Source organism: Streptomyces venezuelae ATCC 10712 (assembly GCF_008639165.1).
In the GTDB taxonomy this organism is placed as follows: Bacteria; Actinomycetota; Actinomycetes; order Streptomycetales; family Streptomycetaceae; genus Streptomyces; species Streptomyces venezuelae.
On record NZ_CP029197.1, the window covers coordinates 3,482,179 to 3,502,608 of the forward strand.

Annotated in this window: 12 protein-coding genes and 5 rRNA genes; 3 read left to right on the plus strand and 14 right to left on the minus strand. The window is 64.8% G+C overall.

Features of this window, described 5'->3' with window-relative positions:
* Positions 1-117 precede the first annotated feature (117 nt).
* On the minus strand, positions 118-399 hold the full coding sequence (locus DEJ43_RS15830) for a glutaredoxin family protein (RefSeq protein ID WP_015034385.1): 282 nt from the start codon (positions 397-399) through the stop codon (positions 118-120).
* 110 nt (positions 400-509) lie between these two features.
* Between DEJ43_RS15830 and DEJ43_RS15835 the strand changes: the two genes are divergently transcribed.
* The 3 genes from DEJ43_RS15835 (at position 510) to DEJ43_RS15845 (ending at position 4,249) form a co-directional block, all read left to right on the plus strand.
* Complete coding sequence (locus DEJ43_RS15835) at positions 510-1,466, plus strand: HAD family hydrolase (RefSeq protein ID WP_015034386.1); 957 nt, start codon at positions 510-512, stop codon at positions 1,464-1,466.
* A gap of 460 nt (positions 1,467-1,926) precedes the next feature.
* Positions 1,927-2,712, plus strand: coding sequence for an ECF subfamily RNA polymerase sigma factor, BldN family (locus DEJ43_RS15840; protein WP_015034387.1), 786 nt, complete (start codon positions 1,927-1,929; stop codon positions 2,710-2,712).
* 298 nt (positions 2,713-3,010) lie between these two features.
* A complete protein-coding gene (locus DEJ43_RS15845; protein ID WP_015034388.1) occupies positions 3,011-4,249 on the plus strand; it encodes a DUF5667 domain-containing protein in 1,239 nt (412 codons plus the stop codon).
* A gap of 60 nt (positions 4,250-4,309) precedes the next feature.
* Here DEJ43_RS15845 and DEJ43_RS15850 read toward each other — a convergent pair whose 3' ends face one another.
* The 13 genes from DEJ43_RS15850 to DEJ43_RS15915 form a co-directional block, all read right to left on the minus strand.
* On the minus strand, positions 4,310-5,392 hold the full coding sequence (locus DEJ43_RS15850) for a lysophospholipid acyltransferase family protein (protein WP_015034389.1): 1,083 nt from the start codon (positions 5,390-5,392) through the stop codon (positions 4,310-4,312).
* Between the two features lie 15 nt (positions 5,393-5,407).
* Entirely contained in the window at positions 5,408-6,517 is a 1,110-nt protein-coding gene (locus DEJ43_RS15855) for an NAD-dependent epimerase/dehydratase family protein (protein WP_051025886.1), read from the minus strand.
* Positions 6,518-6,664: 147 nt separating this feature from the next.
* Positions 6,665-6,763, minus strand: coding sequence for a 30S ribosomal protein bS22 (locus DEJ43_RS15860; RefSeq protein WP_003948845.1), 99 nt, complete (start codon positions 6,761-6,763; stop codon positions 6,665-6,667).
* Positions 6,764-6,927: 164 nt separating this feature from the next.
* Positions 6,928-7,137 (minus strand): helix-turn-helix domain-containing protein, encoded by a 210-nt coding sequence (locus tag DEJ43_RS15865; RefSeq protein WP_015034391.1) that lies wholly within the window; start codon positions 7,135-7,137, stop codon positions 6,928-6,930.
* A gap of 127 nt (positions 7,138-7,264) precedes the next feature.
* Positions 7,265-8,080: a phosphatase gene (locus tag DEJ43_RS15870; protein WP_041662530.1), complete on the minus strand. Its 816-nt coding sequence runs from the start codon at positions 8,078-8,080 to the stop codon at positions 7,265-7,267.
* Between the two features lie 105 nt (positions 8,081-8,185).
* Positions 8,186-9,361: an acetoin utilization protein AcuC gene (locus DEJ43_RS15875; protein ID WP_051025887.1), complete on the minus strand. Its 1,176-nt coding sequence runs from the start codon at positions 9,359-9,361 to the stop codon at positions 8,186-8,188.
* Positions 9,330-10,532: an MFS transporter gene (locus tag DEJ43_RS15880; protein ID WP_015034394.1), complete on the minus strand. Its 1,203-nt coding sequence runs from the start codon at positions 10,530-10,532 to the stop codon at positions 9,330-9,332. Before DEJ43_RS15880 ends, DEJ43_RS15875 begins: the two co-directional genes overlap by 32 nt.
* A gap of 43 nt (positions 10,533-10,575) precedes the next feature.
* Complete coding sequence (locus DEJ43_RS15885; protein WP_041663979.1) at positions 10,576-11,223, minus strand: HAD family hydrolase; 648 nt, start codon at positions 11,221-11,223, stop codon at positions 10,576-10,578.
* Between the two features lie 77 nt (positions 11,224-11,300).
* Positions 11,301-11,417 (minus strand): 5S ribosomal RNA (gene rrf / locus DEJ43_RS15890).
* Between the two features lie 74 nt (positions 11,418-11,491).
* Positions 11,492-14,615, minus strand: a 23S ribosomal RNA gene (locus DEJ43_RS15895).
* A gap of 289 nt (positions 14,616-14,904) precedes the next feature.
* Positions 14,905-16,430, minus strand: a 16S ribosomal RNA gene (locus DEJ43_RS15900).
* A gap of 557 nt (positions 16,431-16,987) precedes the next feature.
* Positions 16,988-17,104 (minus strand): 5S ribosomal RNA (rrf, locus tag DEJ43_RS15910).
* 73 nt (positions 17,105-17,177) lie between these two features.
* Positions 17,178-20,301, minus strand: a 23S ribosomal RNA gene (locus DEJ43_RS15915).
* The 16S, 23S and 5S rRNA genes sit together here, the layout of an rRNA operon.
* Between the last annotated feature and the right edge of the window lie 129 nt (positions 20,302-20,430).

Genomic DNA, 20,430 nt, shown 5'->3' on the forward strand with positions numbered 1-20,430 from the left:
GGAACCGCGGAGCGTGTCAGCGCGTTGAGAACCCGAAGGGGGCAAAACCGCACACACTCCTCACGACACCGCCCCCGAAAGCCAACAAAACGTCCATGATGGTAACCGCCCTTCCGGTCACGCACCCAGTTCGCGCCGGAGCCGCCCCGCGTCGACGCGCCAGAAGGTGTGCTGCTCGCCGTCGACCAGGACGACGGGAATCTGCTCCCAGTACGCCCGGTACAACTCCTCGTCCTGGGTGATGTCCTTCTCCTCCCAGCGTGCACCCGTCTCCGCGCACACGGCCTCGACCACCGTGCGGGCGTCGTCGCAGAGGTGACAGCCCGGCTTGCCGATCAGCGTCACGGTGCGCGACCCGGCGTCCGTCTTCTTCTTCGTCCGTCCGAACATGGCGTCCATTCTGTCCCGCCGGCCGGGCGATCCCGATGAAACAGGGGAGCCGCACAGTGTTCACGCCCCGGCACCGTCACAAGTCAGGAAGTTCCGAACAGACTGGCTATGCTCACGGCATGGCCGCTCTGGGATGGCTCACCCCCCGTAGGCGCTCCGCCACCGCGCGCAGCGTCCTCGCAGGCGAGGCCGCTGCCGAGGCAGCGCGCAAGACCTCGCTCCAGCTGGAACGGGAGCGGGAGGAGGCGGCGGCCCGACCCGCGGAGGCCGAGACCCCGCCCGAGCCCGAGTTCCCGGTCGTCGGCGATGTGCGCGCGGCCGCGTTCTTCGACCTCGACAACACGGTGATGCAGGGCGCGTCGATCTTCCACTTCGGCCGCGGCCTGTACAAGCGGAAGTTCTTCCAGCGCCGCGAGCTCGCCCGCTTCGCCTGGGCCCAGGCCTGGTTCCGGATCGCCGGCGTCGAGGACCCCGAGCACATCCAGGAGGCCCGCGACAGCGCCCTGTCCATCGTCAAGGGCCACCGCGTCTCCGAGCTGATGTCGATCGGCGAGGAGATCTACGACGAGTACATGGCCGACCGCATCTGGCCCGGCACCCGCGACCTCGCCCAGGCACACCTGGACGCGGGGCAGAAGGTCTGGCTGGTCACGGCCGCGCCGGTGGAGACGGCCACGATCATCGCGCGCAGGCTCGGCCTGACCGGCGCGCTCGGCACGGTCGCCGAGTCCATCGACGGCGTCTACACGGGCAAGCTGGTCGGCGAGCCCCTGCACGGACCGGCCAAGGCCGAGGCGGTACGGGCCCTGGCCGCCGCCGAGGGCCTCGACCTCGGCCGCTGCGCCGCGTACAGCGACTCGCACAACGACATCCCGATGCTGTCGCTCGTCGGGCACCCGTACGCGATCAACCCGGACACCAAGCTCCGCAAGTACGCGAAGGCGCGGGACTGGCGGCTGCGCGACTACCGGACCGGCCGCAAGGCCGCCAAGGTCGGCATCCCCGCCGCCGCGGGCCTGGGGGCCCTGGCCGGCGGCACGGCGGCCGCGGTCGCCCTGCACCGCCGCCGCCACTGACCCGGGGGCGCACCGCTGACCCGGGGGGCGCACCGCCCTTTTTTCCGGCGTGCCGGACCCGCCTGCAAATACGTTTCGGCTGCGATCATCTGCGACAACCCCGGACCGTCGGCCCTCACCCGTCCGTGGTCGAACAGCACCGCACAGGTCGACTCCCAGGCATTCGGGGCTCCTTACCCCGCAGCGGCCCCGATCACTCACCGGTCCGCCACTTGAGCACAACGCAACGCGCACGCAGTCACACTCGGAAGCAAAGCGATCAACAACTGGTCACCAAACGTGCCTTGATCCGACTGCAAGCAGTAACAGAACCGACGGAACCGGTGATTTAGGCAACTGGGTGTAGCGCTGCCTGTACGAAGCGTTATTCTCCTCAGACGCACAAAGGACCCCTCACGTCGCCACGACGGGTGAACGGTCCCGCACTGCACGTGATGGAAGCTCTGCCTCTGGGAGTCCCGTGTACCCACACGTCGGGGTTGACACCTCGGGCCTGGCTACGCTGCGCGCAACGGTCCTCGACCACTTGCGCGGCTTCGTCCCCACCGCGTACGCCGGCCCTGTCCCCGCCTTCGCCTTCGCCGCCCCGGCACCCGCCGGCCCTTGCTATGCCCTGGCCGACGGCAGCGCCGCCGTGGGCAGACGCGGTGCCCGCTCCGGTACCTCGACCACCGCACGCCGCCCCACCGCCGACAGCGACAGCGCCCGCATGATGGACCTGGTCGAGCGCGCCCAGGCGGGCGAGGCCGAGGCCTTCGGCCGCCTGTACGACCAGTACAGCGACACCGTCTACCGCTACATCTACTACCGCGTCGGCGGCAAGGCGACGGCGGAGGACCTCACCAGTGAGACGTTCCTGCGCGCCCTGCGCCGGATCTCCACCTTCACCTGGCAGGGCCGCGACTTCGGCGCCTGGCTCGTCACCATCGCCAGGAACCTGGTCGCCGACCACTTCAAGTCCAGCCGGTTCCGCCTCGAAGTCACCACCGGCGAGATGCTCGACGCCAACGAGGTCGAGCGCAGCCCGGAGGACTCCGTCCTGGAGTCCCTCTCCAACGCCGCGCTCCTCGACGCGGTCCGCCGCCTCAACCCCCAGCAGCAGGAGTGCGTGACCCTGCGCTTCCTCCAGGGCCTCTCGGTCGCCGAGACCGCCCGGGTCATGGGGAAGAACGAGGGAGCGATCAAGACCCTCCAGTACCGGGCCGTCCGCACCCTGGCCCGCCTCCTTCCGGACGACGCCCGCTGACCGGTCCGCGCCCCCCACACGCGCCCCCGTGGACCGGTCCCCGCCCGCACCACCGCACCTCCCCCCACATCCCCACGACCCCCGCCCAACTCGCAGTCGGTGACGCCTCGATGACGTACTGTTCCGATCATCTTTCGCGCGTAACCCAAGTGCCGCGCCGCTCGTTGTGCGGGATGCAGGCTCCCTGTGGACACGCCATGTCCGCAGCCACTCACTCTTTCGTGTGGATGCGCTCAAGGTGTGCAACCTTCCGGACACCCCGGGGAGTCGACCGTCATGACGAGAGGAGGTGCCGCCAGTGATCGCGAACGTATCGGCGCACCGGCGGGCGAACGCCTTCGCCCAGGCCCTGGAGGACCGGGAGTCCGAGGGCGCGGCGGCCGAACAAACCGAGACCACGGCCGAACCTGCCGAGCAGGGAAAGCTGTTGGCCCTGGCGAGCGGTCTCGGCGACTTGCCGAAGCCACAGCTGGACCCCGAGGTCAAGGTGGTGCAGCGAGCCCAGCTCGTCGCCGCCATGGAAGCGATGCTGATGGAGGGCAGCGCGGCCGCGGCGCCGACGGTCCCGGAGCAGCGGACCGCAGGCGCCAAGGGTGCCCACCGGGCCTCCCCGCTGCGGAAGCTGCGCCCCCGCTCCCGCTGGACCAAGGGTCTCGCCGCCGGCGGCCTCACGGTCGGTGTGGCCGCGGGCGCCTTCGGCGGAGTGGCGGCGGCCAGCTCCGACGCGCTTCCCGGTGACTCGCTCTACGGGCTCAAGCGAGGCATGGAGGACATCAAGCTGGGCATGGCGGACGACGACGCGGACCGCGGCGGCATCTACCTCGACCAGGCGTCCACCCGTCTCAGCGAGGCCCGCCGCCTCATGGAGCGCGGCCGCTCCGGCGACCTCGACCACGAGTCGCTCAGCGAGATCCGCCGGGTCCTCGGCGGCATGAAGCACGACGCCACCGAGGGACACCGTCTGCTCCGCCAGGCGTACGAGCGGGACGGCGAGATCGCCCCGATGGCCCGGCTCAACTCCTTCGCCCAGGCCCACCGGGACACCTGGAACGGCCTCCGCGACCGGCTCCCCGTGCAGCTCGCGGACGTCGGCAGCGAGGTGACGCACGTCTTCGACGCCATGGACGAGGAGGTCGAGCCGCTCCAGTCGGTGCTCCCCCGCACCCCCGAGAAGGGCGCGATCAGCACGGAGACCCCCAGCGGCCGGCCCAGCACGTCGAGGGACCCCCAGGGCACGGACACCCAGCGTCCGGCGTCCCCGCACGAGGCCCCGCCCGCCGGCAGCCACTCCGCGCAGCCCCACCCGTCCGGCCCGGCCACGGGCACCGGTCCGAGCTCGGACGGCAGCACCGACTCTCCGGAGGACGACGGTCTCCTCGGCGGCAGCGCCGGCGGACTGCTCAAGCCCTCCCCGAGCGGCGCGCCGACGGCCCCGCTGGACGGCCCGAAGCCACCCGAGGTGCCGGACGTGACCATTCCGCCACTCCTGCCGGGCCTGCTTCCAGGCCTCGGCATCGACAGCGAGGACGCTCGCTGACAAGAAGAAGGGGCGCCCCCACGGACGGGGGGCGCCCCTTCTTCTGCCGTGAGCGGCCCGTCAGAAGAACACCGACCGCCGCTGCACCAGCAACTTGTACAGCGTGTGCTGGATCTGCTCCCGTACCTGGTCCGTCAGGTTGAACATCAGCATCGGGTCCTCCGCCGCCTCCGGCGCGAACGAGTCCGTCGGGATCGGTTCACCGAACTGGATCGTCCACTTCGTCGGCAGCGGCAGCGCGCCCAACGGCCCCAGCCAGGGGAAGGTCGGCGTGAGCGGGAAGTACGGGATGCCGAGCAGCCGCGCAAGCGTCTTGGCGTTGCCGACCATCGGGTATATCTCCTCGGCCCCGACGATCGAGCAGGGCACGATCGGCACCCCGGCGCGCAGCGCCGTCGAGACGAAGCCGCCCCGCCCGAACCGCTGCAGCTTGTACCGCTCGCCGAACGGCTTCCCGATCCCCTTGAACCCCTCCGGCATCACCCCGACGATCTCCCCGGCGCGCAGCAGCCGCTCCGCGTCCTCGGCGCACGCCAGCGTGTGCCCGGCCTTGCGCGCCAGCTCGTTCACGACCGGCAGCACGAAGACCAGGTCGGCGGCGAGCAGCCGCAGATGCCGCCCGGCCGGGTGGTGGTCGTGGACGGCGACCTGCATCATCAGCCCGTCCAGCGGCAGGGTCCCGGAGTGGTTGGCGACGATCAGCGCCCCGCCCTCGGCGGGGATGTTCTCGACGCCCTTCACCTCGACCCGGAAGTACTTCTCGTACAGCGGGCGGAGCAGCGACATCAGGACCTGGTCGGTGAGCTCCTCGTCGTAACCGAACTCGTCGACCTCGTAGTCGCCGGTGATCCGGCGCCGCAGGAACGCGAGCCCGCCCGCGAGCCGCCGCTCCCAGCCCCCTGCCGCCGCACCGGCCCCGGCCTCGACCCCGGCGTCACCACCGGAAGCCTCCCCGGCCGCGTCGTCCGCACCGGCCTCCCGGCCTCCCCCAGGGACCTCCTCGGGCCCCTGAGGCCCCTGAGGGCCCTGCTGCGGCCCGGGAAGGGCCCGTACGGCCGCCGCCTCGCCGTCGGCGCGGCCGGGGGGCCGTCGCCGGGCGCGCGACCGGTCGTCGTCGAACGGAATGACCTTGGCGTCCGCCATCGCTGTCCGGTCTCCTCAGGCGCCGTCGTGAACAGAGTGAACGGGGTGCACGGATACGGGATGCGCCGGCGGTACGGAACCGGCCGGCCGCGCGGTCGGCGCACCGAGCCGCTCCGCGATCCGGTCCACGGCCCCGGCGAGCATCTCCGGCGGCAACAGCCCCGGCCCCCGGTGCCGCGCGAAGTCGGCGAACGCCTCTGCCGTCGTGTAGCGCGGCGAGAACCCGAGGAGTTCGCGCGTCTGGACGGTCGACACGACCCGGCCGTGGGTCAGCAGCCGGATCTGCTCGGGAGCGAAGTCGGTGATCCCGACGGTCCGCAGCGCCGTCCCCACCCAGGTGACCGCCGGCAGCAGCACCGGCACGGTCGGCCGTCCGAGCCGCCGCGCGCACTGGGACAGCAGCAGCACCCCGTCCCCGGCCACGTTGAACGTGCCGCTGTTCAGGGTGGCCCTGCGGGGTTCGTGCGCCGCCAGGCGCAGCACGTCGACGACGTCGTCCTCGTGGACGAACTGCAGCCGCGGGTCGTAGCCGAGGACGGTCGGCAGGACGGGCAGCGCCAGGTACTCGGTGAGCGGAGAGTCGATGCGGGGCCCGAGGATGTTCGCGAACCGCAGCACGCACACCGCCACGTCCGGCCGGCGCCGGGCGAAGCCCCGCACGTACCCCTCGACCTCGACGGCGTCCTTGGCGAAGCCTCCACTGGGCAGCGACTTCGCGGGCGTCGTCTCGGTGAAGACGGCCGGGTCGCGGGGCGCTGAGCCGTAGACGCTGGTACTGGACTTGATCACGAGCCGGCTGATCCGCGGCGACTTCTGGCAGGCTCCGAGGAGCTGCATGGTGCCGATGACGTTGGTCTCCTTGACCGACGTACGGCCGCCGCCCCCGATCGCGGTGCCGGTGACGTCCAGATGGACCACGGTGTCGACGTCGTGCTCGGCGAGGATCTTGGCGATCTCCGGGCGGCGGATGTCCGCCCGGACGAATTCGGCGGCGCCGAGCTGGTGCGCCGGGTCGACCGCGTCCACCGCGATCACCCGCTCCACTTCCGGGTCCCGCTGGATCCGCCGCACGAAGCGGCCCCCCAGATGCCGGGCGGCACCGGTGACGAGCACGACCTTGCCCAAGATCAGCGCCTTCCGTCGTCTTCCGTTGGTCGCCACCGTAGCGCCTCGGGATTTCCGCGCAAACAACGCGCAAACAAACGTGGCCCTCCACCGCGAACGGTGAAGGGCCACGTCTGACGCACAGAACGCTGCGAAGCAGCTGTCGCCTTACTTCTTGTTGCGACGCTGAACGCGCGTGCGCTTGAGCAGCTTGCGGTGCTTCTTCTTGGCCATCCGCTTACGCCGCTTCTTGATAACAGAGCCCACGACTACCCTCGCTCACTTCTCGGAACATCCCAGCCTCCCGGCGGGGATCGGTGCGGGGCGTCTGGGCCCACACGACCTACGTCGGCCTAGCCTACCGTCCCGAGCACCGCGCTTGTAATCCGAGGGACATACGGAGCTTTCCCGGCGTTGTCGCCGCGCTCGCGCTACGCGGTCCCCACCCCCACGAAGGACTCCCTCAGGTACTCGTGAACCGCCTGTTCCGGCACCCGGAAGGACCTGCCCACCCGGATCGCCGGCAGATGACCGCTGTGCACCAAGCGGTACACGGTCATCTTGGAGACGCGCATCACCGAGGCGACTTCCGCCACGGTCAGAAACTTGACCTCGTTGAGAGGTCGTTCGCCAGCAGCCATGACCCACCTGTACCTTCCGCCGCGACGCCCACCGGCTTCCCCTCCGGTGACTCTTCGTCGCCGAGCGCTCACGCTCCAGCCTAGGGGCGGGTGATACGAGTGGGGAAGAGGAGCTGCCATCGGCCGTTTACCGTGACAGACACGCTCGATTGAGTACATAGCGCGTCAGTGGAACGTAGGAGGAGGAGCGCACGCCGTCGTCAAGCGGAACGGCCACCGACACCTGTCCCTCCGCCTCTCCGACGAACAGCGCCGGGTCATCCGTATCGGCCAGACCGATGGCCTCGATACCCAGCTGACCTGCACCGCAGACCCATCCGTGGTCGCCGACCACCAGCTCCGGCAGCGGCCCGCCACCCTCCGCCGCGCTCTCCAGAGCAGCCCTAACCGGCAGCGGGGAGTGGGAGTGCGCCCCCGGCTCGCGCCCTCCCCCCGACGGCCCCGGCTCTCGCACCAGTGCGACCCCCCTGACGTAGTCGATGAGGTACGTGCGTACGCCGAACCGGGTCGTTATGTCGACACATCGCCCCTGCGCCGGGGTGAGAACGAGACATCCCGCCGCCGACAAGGCGTCTGCGAGCGCGACGTAGAAACCGAGCAGACGGTGCGGATGACCCGTCCCGAGGAGCACCGGAACCCGCCGCGCGGCCGCCGCAGCCAACCGCGCGGCGAAGGCGTCGAGCCCCCTCAACGTCCGCTCGGGATCGATCACGTCGGGCCCCGTCCGATGCGTCGGATCCCCCGACACCCCGCACTTGTCGGCCATCAGCCGCAACAGATCCGCCTCGCCCCACCCCCACGCGGGATCGAGCCCCAGCAGCACCCGCGGATCACGCGCCGCGAAGAGCCGATAGCTCCGCAGGTTCTCCTCCCGCGAGGTCGCCACCGTTCCCGCCAACCCCGCCGCCAACAGATGCGCCCGCAGCGCCCCGGTACTCAACACCCTCCGATGCTCCCGGAACACCCCCGCCGCGGAGCCCGAACCCCCCGGACACCGCACAGTCGGCGTAACACCCACCAGAACGTTCTACGGGTACGCCCCCGGGGGTCAGGCCAGCAGCCCCCGCAGCGGGAACGCCGCCTTCCGCGTCGCGAGCACCGCCTGGTCCAGCCGGTCCGCCGGGTCGTACCCCGCGGACCAGTCCCGGAAGTCCACCGGCCACCGGCCGTCCGTCATCCGCGCCGGCCCCAACTGCCGGGTCCGCGCGTACACCTCGTCCCGCCACGACGACGGGATCACCGACTCCGGATCGACCGGAGCGTGCGCCGCGATCCCGACCAGATGCGTCCACGACCGCGGTACGACGTCCACCACCGCGTACCCACCCCCGCCCAGGGCCAGCCAGCGCCCCCCGGCGTACTCGTGCGCCAGCTCGTGACAGGCCTCCTGCACCGCCCGCTGTGCGTCGAGCGACACCGCCAGATGAGCCAGCGGATCCTCGAAATGGGTGTCCGCCCCGTGCTGGGTCACCAGCACCTGCGGCCGGAAGTCCGCGAGCAGCTCCGGCACCACCGCGTGGAAGGCCCGCAGCCATCCCGCGTCCCCCGTCCCGGCCGGCAGCGCCACGTTCACGGCCCCGCCCTCGCCCGCGCCGACCGCCCCGGTCTCCTCCGGCCACCCCGTCTGCGGGAACAGCGTCCGCGGATGCTCGTGGAGCGACACGGTCAGCACCCGGGGGTCCTCCCAGAACGCCGCCTGCACCCCGTCCCCGTGATGCACGTCCACATCCACGTACGCGACCCGCTCGGCGCCCAGCTCCAACAGCCGGGCGATCGCCAGGGAGGCGTCGTTGTACACACAGAACCCCGAGGCGGACCCCGGCATCGCGTGGTGCAGGCCGCCCGCGAAGTTCACCGCGTGCTCGGCCTCCCCGCGCCAGACGGCCTCCGCCGCGCCCACCGACTGCCCGGCGATCAGCGCCGACGCCTCGTGCATCCCGGCGAACGCCGGATCGTCGACCGTGCCGAGACCGTACGCCTGGTCCGCGTGCCGCGGATCCGCCGACGCCGCCCGCACCGCGGCCACGTAGTCCTCGCGGTGGACCAGGCGCAGCGTCGAGTCCCCGGCCGGCTTCGCCGCGACCACGTCCACGGCCCGGTCGAGCCCGTAGGCCCGCACCAGCGACATCGTCAGCGCGAGCCGTACCGGATCCATCGGATGCTCGGACCCGAAGTCGTACTGCGTGACAGCTTCATCCCACATCAACAGTGCGCGGCCGCTCATGCCCGCCACCGTATCGGGCCTCTCGCGAACCGAACGACGTGGCATACACCACCGTCACCAGGACCAGCACCATCGGCACGAGCATCGCCCCCCGATAGCTCCACGCGTCCCCGAGCGCCCCCACCAGCGGAGACCCCACCAGGAACCCGACGTAGTTGAAGACGTTGAGCCGCGCCACCGCGGCGTCACTCGCCCCCGGGAACAGCCGCCCCGCCGCCGCGAACGTCTGCGGCACGATCACGCTCAGCCCGAGACCCAGCACCGTGAACCCGGCGATCCCCGCCCAGGCCCCCGGAGCCACCGCCACGCACGCGAACCCCAGCGCCGCGAGCACGGCACCCGCCCGCACGACCGTCCCGGCCCCGAACCGCCGCACCCCGAAGTCCCCGACCGCCCGCCCGAGCAGCGTCGTCACCATGTACGCGTTGTACGGCACGGTCGCCAGCTCCTCCGAGCTGCCCAGCACGTCCTGGAGGTACTTGGCGCTCCAGTTGGAGACGGTGGAATCACCGATGTACGCGAAGCTCATCACCAGACACAGCGGCAGCAGCAACTTGAAGGCGACGCCACTCCCCTTGTTCTCGCCCGTCTCCTCCGCGACGGGCCCGGCGCCGCCGGCCACGTACCAACGGCTCCCCACGAACGCGACGGGCAGCAGCACCGCCACCACCGGCAGATAGGACACGAACAGCGAGAGGTGCCAGTGCGCCCCCACCCAGGCCAGCGAGGCCCCCGCGATCCCCCCGAAGCTGTACGAGGCGTGGAAGCCGAGCATGATGCTCCGCCCGTACGCCCGCTGGAGGCTCACCCCCAGCATGTTCATGGAGGCGTCGAGCGCACCGACCGCGAGCCCGAAGAGCCCCAGGGCGAGCGCCGCCTGCCACAGCGCGTCCCCCATCCCCACGGCGAGCAGCGCCAGCAGCACGAACGGCTGGGCCCAGCGCAGCACCACCGCCGGCCCCACCCGGGCCACGACCTTCTCGGTCACCACACTGGCCACACCGGCCAGGATCGGCACGGCGGCCAGGAACGCGGGCAGCAGCCCGTCCGAGATCCCGTACCGGTCCTGGATGGCCGGTATTCGAGTCACGAGCAGGGCGAAGGTGACCCCCTGCACGAAGAAACTGACCGCCAGGGATCCCCGCCCACGCCGCAACCGCGCATCCGTCATGGCGGCACAGCGTACGGCCGGAACCTACCCGGGGGTAGATGGATCACAGTCCCAAAATCGCGGGCAGGTCCTCCATCGCCCCGAAGAACCCCTTGGCGCCCGCCAGCTTCGACTCCGGCGTCATCGCCGTGAACCCGTACACGTCCATCCCGGCCGCGAGCGCCGCCTGGACGCCGAGCCGGCTGTCCTCGACCACCACACACCGCTCGGGCGCAACCCCCATCCGCGCGGCGGCGTGCAGAAACAGATCGGGCGCCGGCTTGCCCCGGCCGACGTCCTCGGCACTGAACACGATCTCGTCCGGGAACCACACGTCGAGCCCGGTCCTGCGGTGCCCCACCCGGATCCGCTCGTGGCTCCCCGAGGAGGCCACACAGTACGGAACTCCGGCCTCGGCCAGCCGCTTGAGCACGTCCCGAGCCCCGGCCACCGCCTCCAGCTCGGCCTGGAAGGCCGCGAAGACCCGCGCGTGGAACGTCTCGTCGAAGTCCACCGGCAGCCGCTGCCCGCTCCGCTCCTCGACGAGCTCATGAATCCGGTGCATGGCGGACCCCATGAAGTCACGCACGGACTCCTCGTACGTGGTGGGGTGCCCGAGCTCCGTCAGATAGCCGGCCAACAACGTGTTGGAAATCGGCTCGCTGTCCACGAGGACACCGTCGTTGTCGAAAACAATTAGGTCATAGCGCATACCCATCACACTACGAGCCCCTGAACGCAAAAATGCCTCAACCCCCGGACCAGGTCCAGGGGTTGAGGCTAAAAATTGTTCGGCGGCGTCCTACTCTCCCACAGGGTCCCCCCTGCAGTACCATCGGCGCTGAAAGGCTTAGCTTCCGGGTTCGGAATGTAACCGGGCGTTTCCCTAACGCTATGACCACCGAAACTCTATGAAGTTGAACTCAACCGGAAAATGGGAGTTCGTTACTTCAGAACTAACACAGTGGACGCGAGCAACTGAGGACAAGCCCTCGGCCTATTAGTACCGGTCAGCTCCACCCATTACTGGGCTTCCACATCCGGCCTATCAACCCAGTCGTCTACTGGGAGCCTTACCCTCTCAAGGAGGTGGGAATACTCATCTCGAAGCAGGCTTCCCGCTTAGATGCTTTCAGCGGTTATCCCTCCCGAACGTAGCCAACCAGCCATGCCCTTGGCAGGACAACTGGCACACCAGAGGTTCGTCCGTCCCGGTCCTCTCGTACTAGGGACAGCCCTTCTCAATATTCCTACGCGCACAGCGGATAGGGACCGAACTGTCTCACGACGTTCTAAACCCAGCTCGCGTACCGCTTTAATGGGCGAACAGCCCAACCCTTGGGACCGACTCCAGCCCCAGGATGCGACGAGCCGACATCGAGGTGCCAAACCATCCCGTCGATATGGACTCTTGGGGAAGATCAGCCTGTTATCCCCGGGGTACCTTTTATCCGTTGAGCGACGGCGCTTCCACAAGCCACCGCCGGATCACTAGTCCCGACTTTCGTCCCTGCTCGACCCGTCGGTCTCACAGTCAAGCTCCCTTGTGCACTTACACTCAACACCTGATTGCCAACCAGGCTGAGGGAACCTTTGGGCGCCTCCGTTACCCTTTGGGAGGCAACCGCCCCAGTTAAACTACCCATCAGACACTGTCCCTGATCCGGATCACGGACCGAGGTTAGACATCCAGCACGACCAGAGTGGTATTTCAACGGCGACTCCACCATGACTGGCGTCACGGCTTCAAAGTCTCCCACCTATCCTACACAAGCCGAACCGAACACCAATATCAAACTGTAGTAAAGGTCCCGGGGTCTTTCCGTCCTGCTGCGCGAAACGAGCATCTTTACTCGTAGTGCAATTTCACCGGGCCTATGGTTGAGACAGTCGAGAAGTCGTTACGCCATTCGTGCAGGTCGGAACTTACCCGACAAGGAATTTCGCTACCTTAGGATGGTTATAGTTACCACCGCCGTTTACTGGCGCTTAAGTTCTCAGCTTCGCCCTGTCGAAACAGAGCTAACCGGTCCCCTTAACGTTCCAGCACCGGGCAGGCGTCAGTCCGTATACATCGCCTTACGGCTTCGCACGGACCTGTGTTTTTAGTAAACAGTCGCTTCTCGCTGGTCTCTGCGGCCACCCCCAGCTCAGGAGGAAAACTCCATCACCAGGCGTGGCCCCCCTTCTCCCGAAGTTACGGGGGCATTTTGCCGAGTTCCTTAACCATAGTTCACCCGAACGCCTCGGTATTCTCTACCTGACCACCTGAGTCGGTTTAGGGTACGGGCCGCCATGAAACTCGCTAGAGGCTTTTCTCGACAGCATAGGATCATCCACTTCACCACAATCGGCTCGGCATCAGGTCTCAGCCTTAACGTGTGACGGATTTGCCTATCACACGGCCTACACCCTTACCCCGGGACAACCACCGCCCGGGCTGGACTACCTTCCTGCGTCACCCCATCGCTTACCTACTACAAGTCTGGTTCGTCGGCTCCACCACTTTCCTTTCCCCGAAGGGTCCGGAACGGCTTCACGGACTTAGCATCGCCTGATTCGATATTGGGCGTTTCAAAGCGGGTACCGGAATATCAACCGGTTGTCCATCGACTACGCCTGTCGGCCTCGCCTTAGGTCCCGACTTACCCTGGGCAGATCAGCTTGACCCAGGAACCCTTAGTCAATCGGCGCACACGTTTCTCACGTGTGTATCGCTACTCATGCCTGCATTCTCACTCGTGAACCGTCCACAACTCGCTTCCGCGGCTGCTTCACCCGGCACACGACGCTCCCCTACCCATCACAGCACCCGTTGGGGCTTATTGCTGCAATGACACGACTTCGGCGGTACGCTTGAGCCCCGCTACATTGTCGGCGCGGAATCACTTGACCAGTGAGCTATTACGCACTCTTTCAAGGGTGGCTGCTTCTAAGCCAACCTCCTGGTTGTCTCTGCGACTCCACATCCTTTCCCACTTAGCGTACGCTTAGGGGCCTTAGTCGATGCTCTGGGCTGTTTCCCTCTCGACCATGGAGCTTATCCCCCACAGTCTCACTGCCGTGCTCTCACTTACCGGCATTCGGAGTTTGGCTAAGGTCAGTAACCCGGTAGGGCCCATCGCCTATCCAGTGCTCTACCTCCGGCAAGAAACACACGACGCTGCACCTAAATGCATTTCGGGGAGAACCAGCTATCACGGAGTTTGATTGGCCTTTCACCCCTAACCACAGGTCATCCCCCAGGTTTTCAACCCTGGTGGGTTCGGTCCTCCACGAAGTCTTACCTCCGCTTCAACCTGCCCATGGCTAGATCACTCCGCTTCGGGTCTTGAGCGCGCTACTGAATCGCCCTATTCGGACTCGCTTTCGCTACGGCTTCCCCACACGGGTTAACCTCGCAACGCACCGCAAACTCGCAGGCTCATTCTTCAAAAGGCACGCAGTCACGACCCATTGGGTAAACCCAATGAGCGACGCTCCCACGGCTTGTAGGCACACGGTTTCAGGTACTATTTCACTCCGCTCCCGCGGTACTTTTCACCATTCCCTCACGGTACTATCCGCTATCGGTCACCAGGGAATATTTAGGCTTAGCGGGTGGTCCCGCCAGATTCACACGGGATTTCTCGGGCCCCGTGCTACTTGGGTGTCTCTCAAACGAGCCGTCAATGTTTCAGCTACGGGGGTCTTACCCTCTACGCCGGACCTTTCGCATGTCCTTCGCCTACATCAACGGTTTCTGACTCGTCTCACAGCCGGCAGACTGTGAAAGAGAGATCCCACAACCCCGCATGCGCAACCCCTGCCGGGTATCACACGCATACGGTTTGGCCTCATCCGGTTTCGCTCGCCACTACTCCCGGAATCACGGTTGTTTTCTCTTCCTGAGGGTACTGAGATGTTTCACTTCCCCTCGTTCCCTCCACATGCCCTATGTGTTCAGGCATGGGTGACAGCCCATGACGACTGCCGGGTTTCCCCATTCGGAAACCCCCGGATCAAAGCCTGGTTGACGGCTCCCCGGGGACTATCGTGGCCTCCCACGTCCTTCATCGGTTCCTGGTGCCAAGGCATCCACCGTGCGCCCTTAAAAACTTGGCCACAGATGCTCGCGTCCACTGTGTAGTTCTCAAGCAACGACCAGCCACCCATCACCCCATCCGACAAGCAGATGAGTGCACTGGGGCCGGCATCGCGAAGATACAAACCTTACGGCCGTACCCTCAGACACCCAACAACGTGCCAAGCACAGTCCGTTCCTCGAAGCCCGTTTTCCACGCCGAAGCAGTACTAACGGTTTCTCGGAGAGAGACTGTGCCAACTAATCAACGTTCCACCCATGAGCTGACCGTGCAGAACGTTTGCCTGCAATCGGTACTGTGCTCCTTAGAAAGGAGGTGATCCAGCCGCACCTTCCGGTACGGCTACCTTGTTACGACTTCGTCCCAATCGCCAGTCCCACCTTCGACAGCTCCCTCCCACAAGGGGTTGGGCCACCGGCTTCGGGTGTTACCGACTTTCGTGACGTGACGGGCGGTGTGTACAAGGCCCGGGAACGTATTCACCGCAGCAATGCTGATCTGCGATTACTAGCAACTCCGACTTCATGGGGTCGAGTTGCAGACCCCAATCCGAACTGAGACCGGCTTTTTGAGATTCGCTCCGCCTCACGGCATCGCAGCTCTTTGTACCGGCCATTGTAGCACGTGTGCAGCCCAAGACATAAGGGGCATGATGACTTGACGTCGTCCCCACCTTCCTCCGAGTTGACCCCGGCGGTCTCCTGTGAGTCCCCATCACCCCGAAGGGCATGCTGGCAACACAGGACAAGGGTTGCGCTCGTTGCGGGACTTAACCCAACATCTCACGACACGAGCTGACGACAGCCATGCACCACCTGTATACCGACCACAAGGGGGGCACTATCTCTAATGCTTTCCGGTATATGTCAAGCCTTGGTAAGGTTCTTCGCGTTGCGTCGAATTAAGCCACATGCTCCGCTGCTTGTGCGGGCCCCCGTCAATTCCTTTGAGTTTTAGCCTTGCGGCCGTACTCCCCAGGCGGGGAACTTAATGCGTTAGCTGCGGCACCGACGACGTGGAATGTCGCCAACACCTAGTTCCCAACGTTTACGGCGTGGACTACCAGGGTATCTAATCCTGTTCGCTCCCCACGCTTTCGCTCCTCAGCGTCAGTAATGGCCCAGAGATCCGCCTTCGCCACCGGTGTTCCTCCTGATATCTGCGCATTTCACCGCTACACCAGGAATTCCGATCTCCCCTACCACACTCTAGCCTGCCCGTATCGGATGCAGACCCGGGGTTAAGCCCCGGGCTTTCACACCCGACGTGACAAGCCGCCTACGAGCTCTTTACGCCCAATAATTCCGGACAACGCTTGCGCCCTACGTATTACCGCGGCTGCTGGCACGTAGTTAGCCGGCGCTTCTTCTGCAGGTACCGTCACTTTCGCTTCTTCCCTGCTGAAAGAGGTTTACAACCCGAAGGCCGTCATCCCTCACGCGGCGTCGCTGCATCAGGCTTTCGCCCATTGTGCAATATTCCCCACTGCTGCCTCCCGTAGGAGTCTGGGCCGTGTCTCAGTCCCAGTGTGGCCGGTCGCCCTCTCAGGCCGGCTACCCGTCGTCGCCTTGGTAGGCCATTACCCCACCAACAAGCTGATAGGCCGCGGGCTCATCCTTCACCGCCGGAGCTTTCAACCAGCCCCCATGCGGAAGCCGGTGTTATCCGGTATTAGACCCCGTTTCCAGGGCTTGTCCCAGAGTGAAGGGCAGATTGCCCACGTGTTACTCACCCGTTCGCCACTAATCCACCCCGAAGGGCTTCATCGTTCGACTTGCATGTGTTAAGCACGCCGCCAGCGTTCGTCCTGAGCCAGGATCAAACTCTCCGTGAATGTTTACCCGTAATCGGGTGACACTCGCGTTGAGCGGGACAGTCAGGCCGGAATAGGGCCGACTATCCACAGCGTCCTCGCTGTGTATGTTGCCTACCCGCCACAAGGGCCGGCAGGACTTTCAAAGGAACCTCGCCATCCGAAGATGGACGGGGTATCAACTAATCTGGCGTTGATTTTTGGCACGCTGTTGAGTTCTCAAGGAACGGACGCTTCCTTTGTACTCACCCTCTCGGGCTTTCCTCCGGGCTTCCCTTCGGTCTTGCGTTTCCGACTCTATCAGATCTTTCCGATCCGATTTCCTCGGTGCTTTCCAGTCCCGTTCGCTTTCGCTCCGGGCCCTTCCGGCGGTTCCGACTCTATCAGACTTTTTCGCTCTGATTTCCTCGATGCTTTCCGGTTCCGTTGCTTTCGCGCTGGTCCCTTCCTGCGTCTCCGACTCTATCAGATGTCTGGGGGTCGGATTGCCACTTCGGCCGGCGCCCAGGAGGCCCGGCCCGGCCCCAGAACGCAGAAAAGCCCCGCACCATGAGGTGCGGGGCTTTCCCACAATGATTGTTCGGCGGCGTCCTACTCTCCCACAGGGTCCCCCCTGCAGTACCATCGGCGCTGAAAGGCTTAGCTTCCGGGTTCGGAATGTAACCGGGCGTTTCCCTAACGCTATGACCACCGAAACTCTATGAAGTTGAACTCAACCGGAAAAGGGAGTTCGTTACTTCAGAACTAACACAGTGGACGCGAGCAACTGAGGACAAGCCCTCGGCCTATTAGTACCGGTCAGCTCCACCCATTACTGGGCTTCCACATCCGGCCTATCAACCCAGTCGTCTACTGGGAGCCTTACCCTCTCAAGGAGGTGGGAATACTCATCTCGAAGCAGGCTTCCCGCTTAGATGCTTTCAGCGGTTATCCCTCCCGAACGTAGCCAACCAGCCATGCCCTTGGCAGGACAACTGGCACACCAGAGGTTCGTCCGTCCCGGTCCTCTCGTACTAGGGACAGCCCTTCTCAATATTCCTACGCGCACAGCGGATAGGGACCGAACTGTCTCACGACGTTCTAAACCCAGCTCGCGTACCGCTTTAATGGGCGAACAGCCCAACCCTTGGGACCGACTCCAGCCCCAGGATGCGACGAGCCGACATCGAGGTGCCAAACCATCCCGTCGATATGGACTCTTGGGGAAGATCAGCCTGTTATCCCCGGGGTACCTTTTATCCGTTGAGCGACGGCGCTTCCACAAGCCACCGCCGGATCACTAGTCCCGACTTTCGTCCCTGCTCGACCCGTCGGTCTCACAGTCAAGCTCCCTTGTGCACTTACACTCAACACCTGATTGCCAACCAGGCTGAGGGAACCTTTGGGCGCCTCCGTTACCCTTTGGGAGGCAACCGCCCCAGTTAAACTACCCATCAGACACTGTCCCTGATCCGGATCACGGACCGAGGTTAGACATCCAGCACGACCAGAGTGGTATTTCAACGGCGACTCCACCATGACTGGCGTCACGGCTTCAAAGTCTCCCACCTATCCTACACAAGCCGAACCGAACACCAATATCAAACTGTAGTAAAGGTCCCGGGGTCTTTCCGTCCTGCTGCGCGAAACGAGCATCTTTACTCGTAGTGCAATTTCACCGGGCCTATGGTTGAGACAGTCGAGAAGTCGTTACGCCATTCGTGCAGGTCGGAACTTACCCGACAAGGAATTTCGCTACCTTAGGATGGTTATAGTTACCACCGCCGTTTACTGGCGCTTAAGTTCTCAGCTTCGCCCTGTCGAAACAGAGCTAACCGGTCCCCTTAACGTTCCAGCACCGGGCAGGCGTCAGTCCGTATACATCGCCTTACGGCTTCGCACGGACCTGTGTTTTTAGTAAACAGTCGCTTCTCGCTGGTCTCTGCGGCCACCCCCAGCTCAGGAGGAAAACTCCATCACCAGGCGTGGCCCCCCTTCTCCCGAAGTTACGGGGGCATTTTGCCGAGTTCCTTAACCATAGTTCACCCGAACGCCTCGGTATTCTCTACCTGACCACCTGAGTCGGTTTAGGGTACGGGCCGCCATGAAACTCGCTAGAGGCTTTTCTCGACAGCATAGGATCATCCACTTCACCACAATCGGCTCGGCATCAGGTCTCAGCCTTAACGTGTGACGGATTTGCCTATCACACGGCCTACACCCTTACCCCGGGACAACCACCGCCCGGGCTGGACTACCTTCCTGCGTCACCCCATCGCTTACCTACTACCACCTTGGGTCAGCGGCTCCACCACTTTCCTTTCCCCGAAGGGTCCGGAACGGCTTCACGGCCTTAGCATTAATGGGCTCGATATTGGGCGTTTCAAAGCGGGTACCGGAATATCAACCGGTTGTCCATCGACTACGCCTGTCGGCCTCGCCTTAGGTCCCGACTTACCCTGGGCAGATCAGCTTGACCCAGGAACCCTTAGTCAATCGGCGCACACGTTTCTCACGTGTGTATCGCTACTCATGCCTGCATTCTCACTCGTGAACCGTCCACAACTCGCTTCCGCGGCTGCTTCACCCGGCACACGACGCTCCCCTACCCATCACAGCACCCGTTGGGGCTTATTGCTGCAATGACACGACTTCGGCGGTACGCTTGAGCCCCGCTACATTGTCGGCGCGGAATCACTTGACCAGTGAGCTATTACGCACTCTTTCAAGGGTGGCTGCTTCTAAGCCAACCTCCTGGTTGTCTCTGCGACTCCACATCCTTTCCCACTTAGCGTACGCTTAGGGGCCTTAGTCGATGCTCTGGGCTGTTTCCCTCTCGACCATGGAGCTTATCCCCCACAGTCTCACTGCCGTGCTCTCACTTACCGGCATTCGGAGTTTGGCTAAGGTCAGTAACCCGGTAGGGCCCATCGCCTATCCAGTGCTCTACCTCCGGCAAGAAACACACGACGCTGCACCTAAATGCATTTCGGGGAGAACCAGCTATCACGGAGTTTGATTGGCCTTTCACCCCTAACCACAGGTCATCCCCCAGGTTTTCAACCCTGGTGGGTTCGGTCCTCCACGAAGTCTTACCTCCGCTTCAACCTGCCCATGGCTAGATCACTCCGCTTCGGGTCTTGAGCGCGCTACTGAATCGCCCTATTCGGACTCGCTTTCGCTACGGCTTCCCCACACGGGTTAACCTCGCAACGCACCGCAAACTCGCAGGCTCATTCTTCAAAAGGCACGCAGTCACGACCCATTGGGTAAACCCAATGAGCGACGCTCCCACGGCTTGTAGGCACACGGTTTCAGGTACTATTTCACTCCGCTCCCGCGGTACTTTTCACCATTCCCTCACGGTACTATCCGCTATCGGTCACCAGGGAATATTTAGGCTTAGCGGGTGGTCCCGCCAGATTCACACGGGATTTCTCGGGCCCCGTGCTACTTGGGTGTCTCTCAAACGAGCCGTCAATGTTTCAGCTACGGGGGTCTTACCCTCTACGCCGGACCTTTCGCATGTCCTTCGCCTACATCAACGGTTTCTGACTCGTCCTGTCGCCGGCAGACGACAGAAGAGAGATCCCACAACCCCGCATGCGCAACCCCTGCCGGGTATCACACGCATACGGTTTGGCCTCATCCGGTTTCGCTCGCCACTACTCCCGGAATCACGGTTGTTTTCTCTTCCTGAGGGTACTGAGATGTTTCACTTCCCCTCGTTCCCTCCACATGCCCTATGTGTTCAGGCATGGGTGACAGCCCATGACGACTGCCGGGTTTCCCCATTCGGAAACCCCCGGATCAAAGCCTGGTTGACGGCTCCCCGGGGACTATCGTGGCCTCCCACGTCCTTCATCGGTTCCTGGTGCCAAGGCATCCACCGTGCGCCCTTAAAAACTTGGCCACAGATGCTCGCGTCCACTGTGTAGTTCTCAAGCAACGACCAGCCACCCATCACCCTGATCCAAACGAATCAAGTTCACTGGGGCCGGCATCGCGAAGATACAAACCTTACGGCCGTACCCTCAGACAC

Coding starts and splice junctions, on each gene's coding strand:
- DEJ43_RS15835 (WP_015034386.1), top strand. CDS start 510: ATGGCCGCTCTGGGATGGCTCACCCCCCGTAGGCGCTCCGCCACCGCG.
- DEJ43_RS15880 (WP_015034394.1), bottom strand. CDS start 10,532: ATGACGGATGCGCGGTTGCGGCGTGGGCGGGGATCCCTGGCGGTCAGT.
- DEJ43_RS15865 (WP_015034391.1), bottom strand. CDS start 7,137: ATGGCTGCTGGCGAACGACCTCTCAACGAGGTCAAGTTTCTGACCGTG.
- DEJ43_RS15875 (WP_051025887.1), bottom strand. CDS start 9,361: ATGAGCGGCCGCGCACTGTTGATGTGGGATGAAGCTGTCACGCAGTAC.
- DEJ43_RS15850 (WP_015034389.1), bottom strand. CDS start 5,392: ATGGCGGACGCCAAGGTCATTCCGTTCGACGACGACCGGTCGCGCGCC.
- DEJ43_RS15830 (WP_015034385.1), bottom strand. CDS start 399: ATGGACGCCATGTTCGGACGGACGAAGAAGAAGACGGACGCCGGGTCG.
- DEJ43_RS15885 (WP_041663979.1), bottom strand. CDS start 11,223: ATGCGCTATGACCTAATTGTTTTCGACAACGACGGTGTCCTCGTGGAC.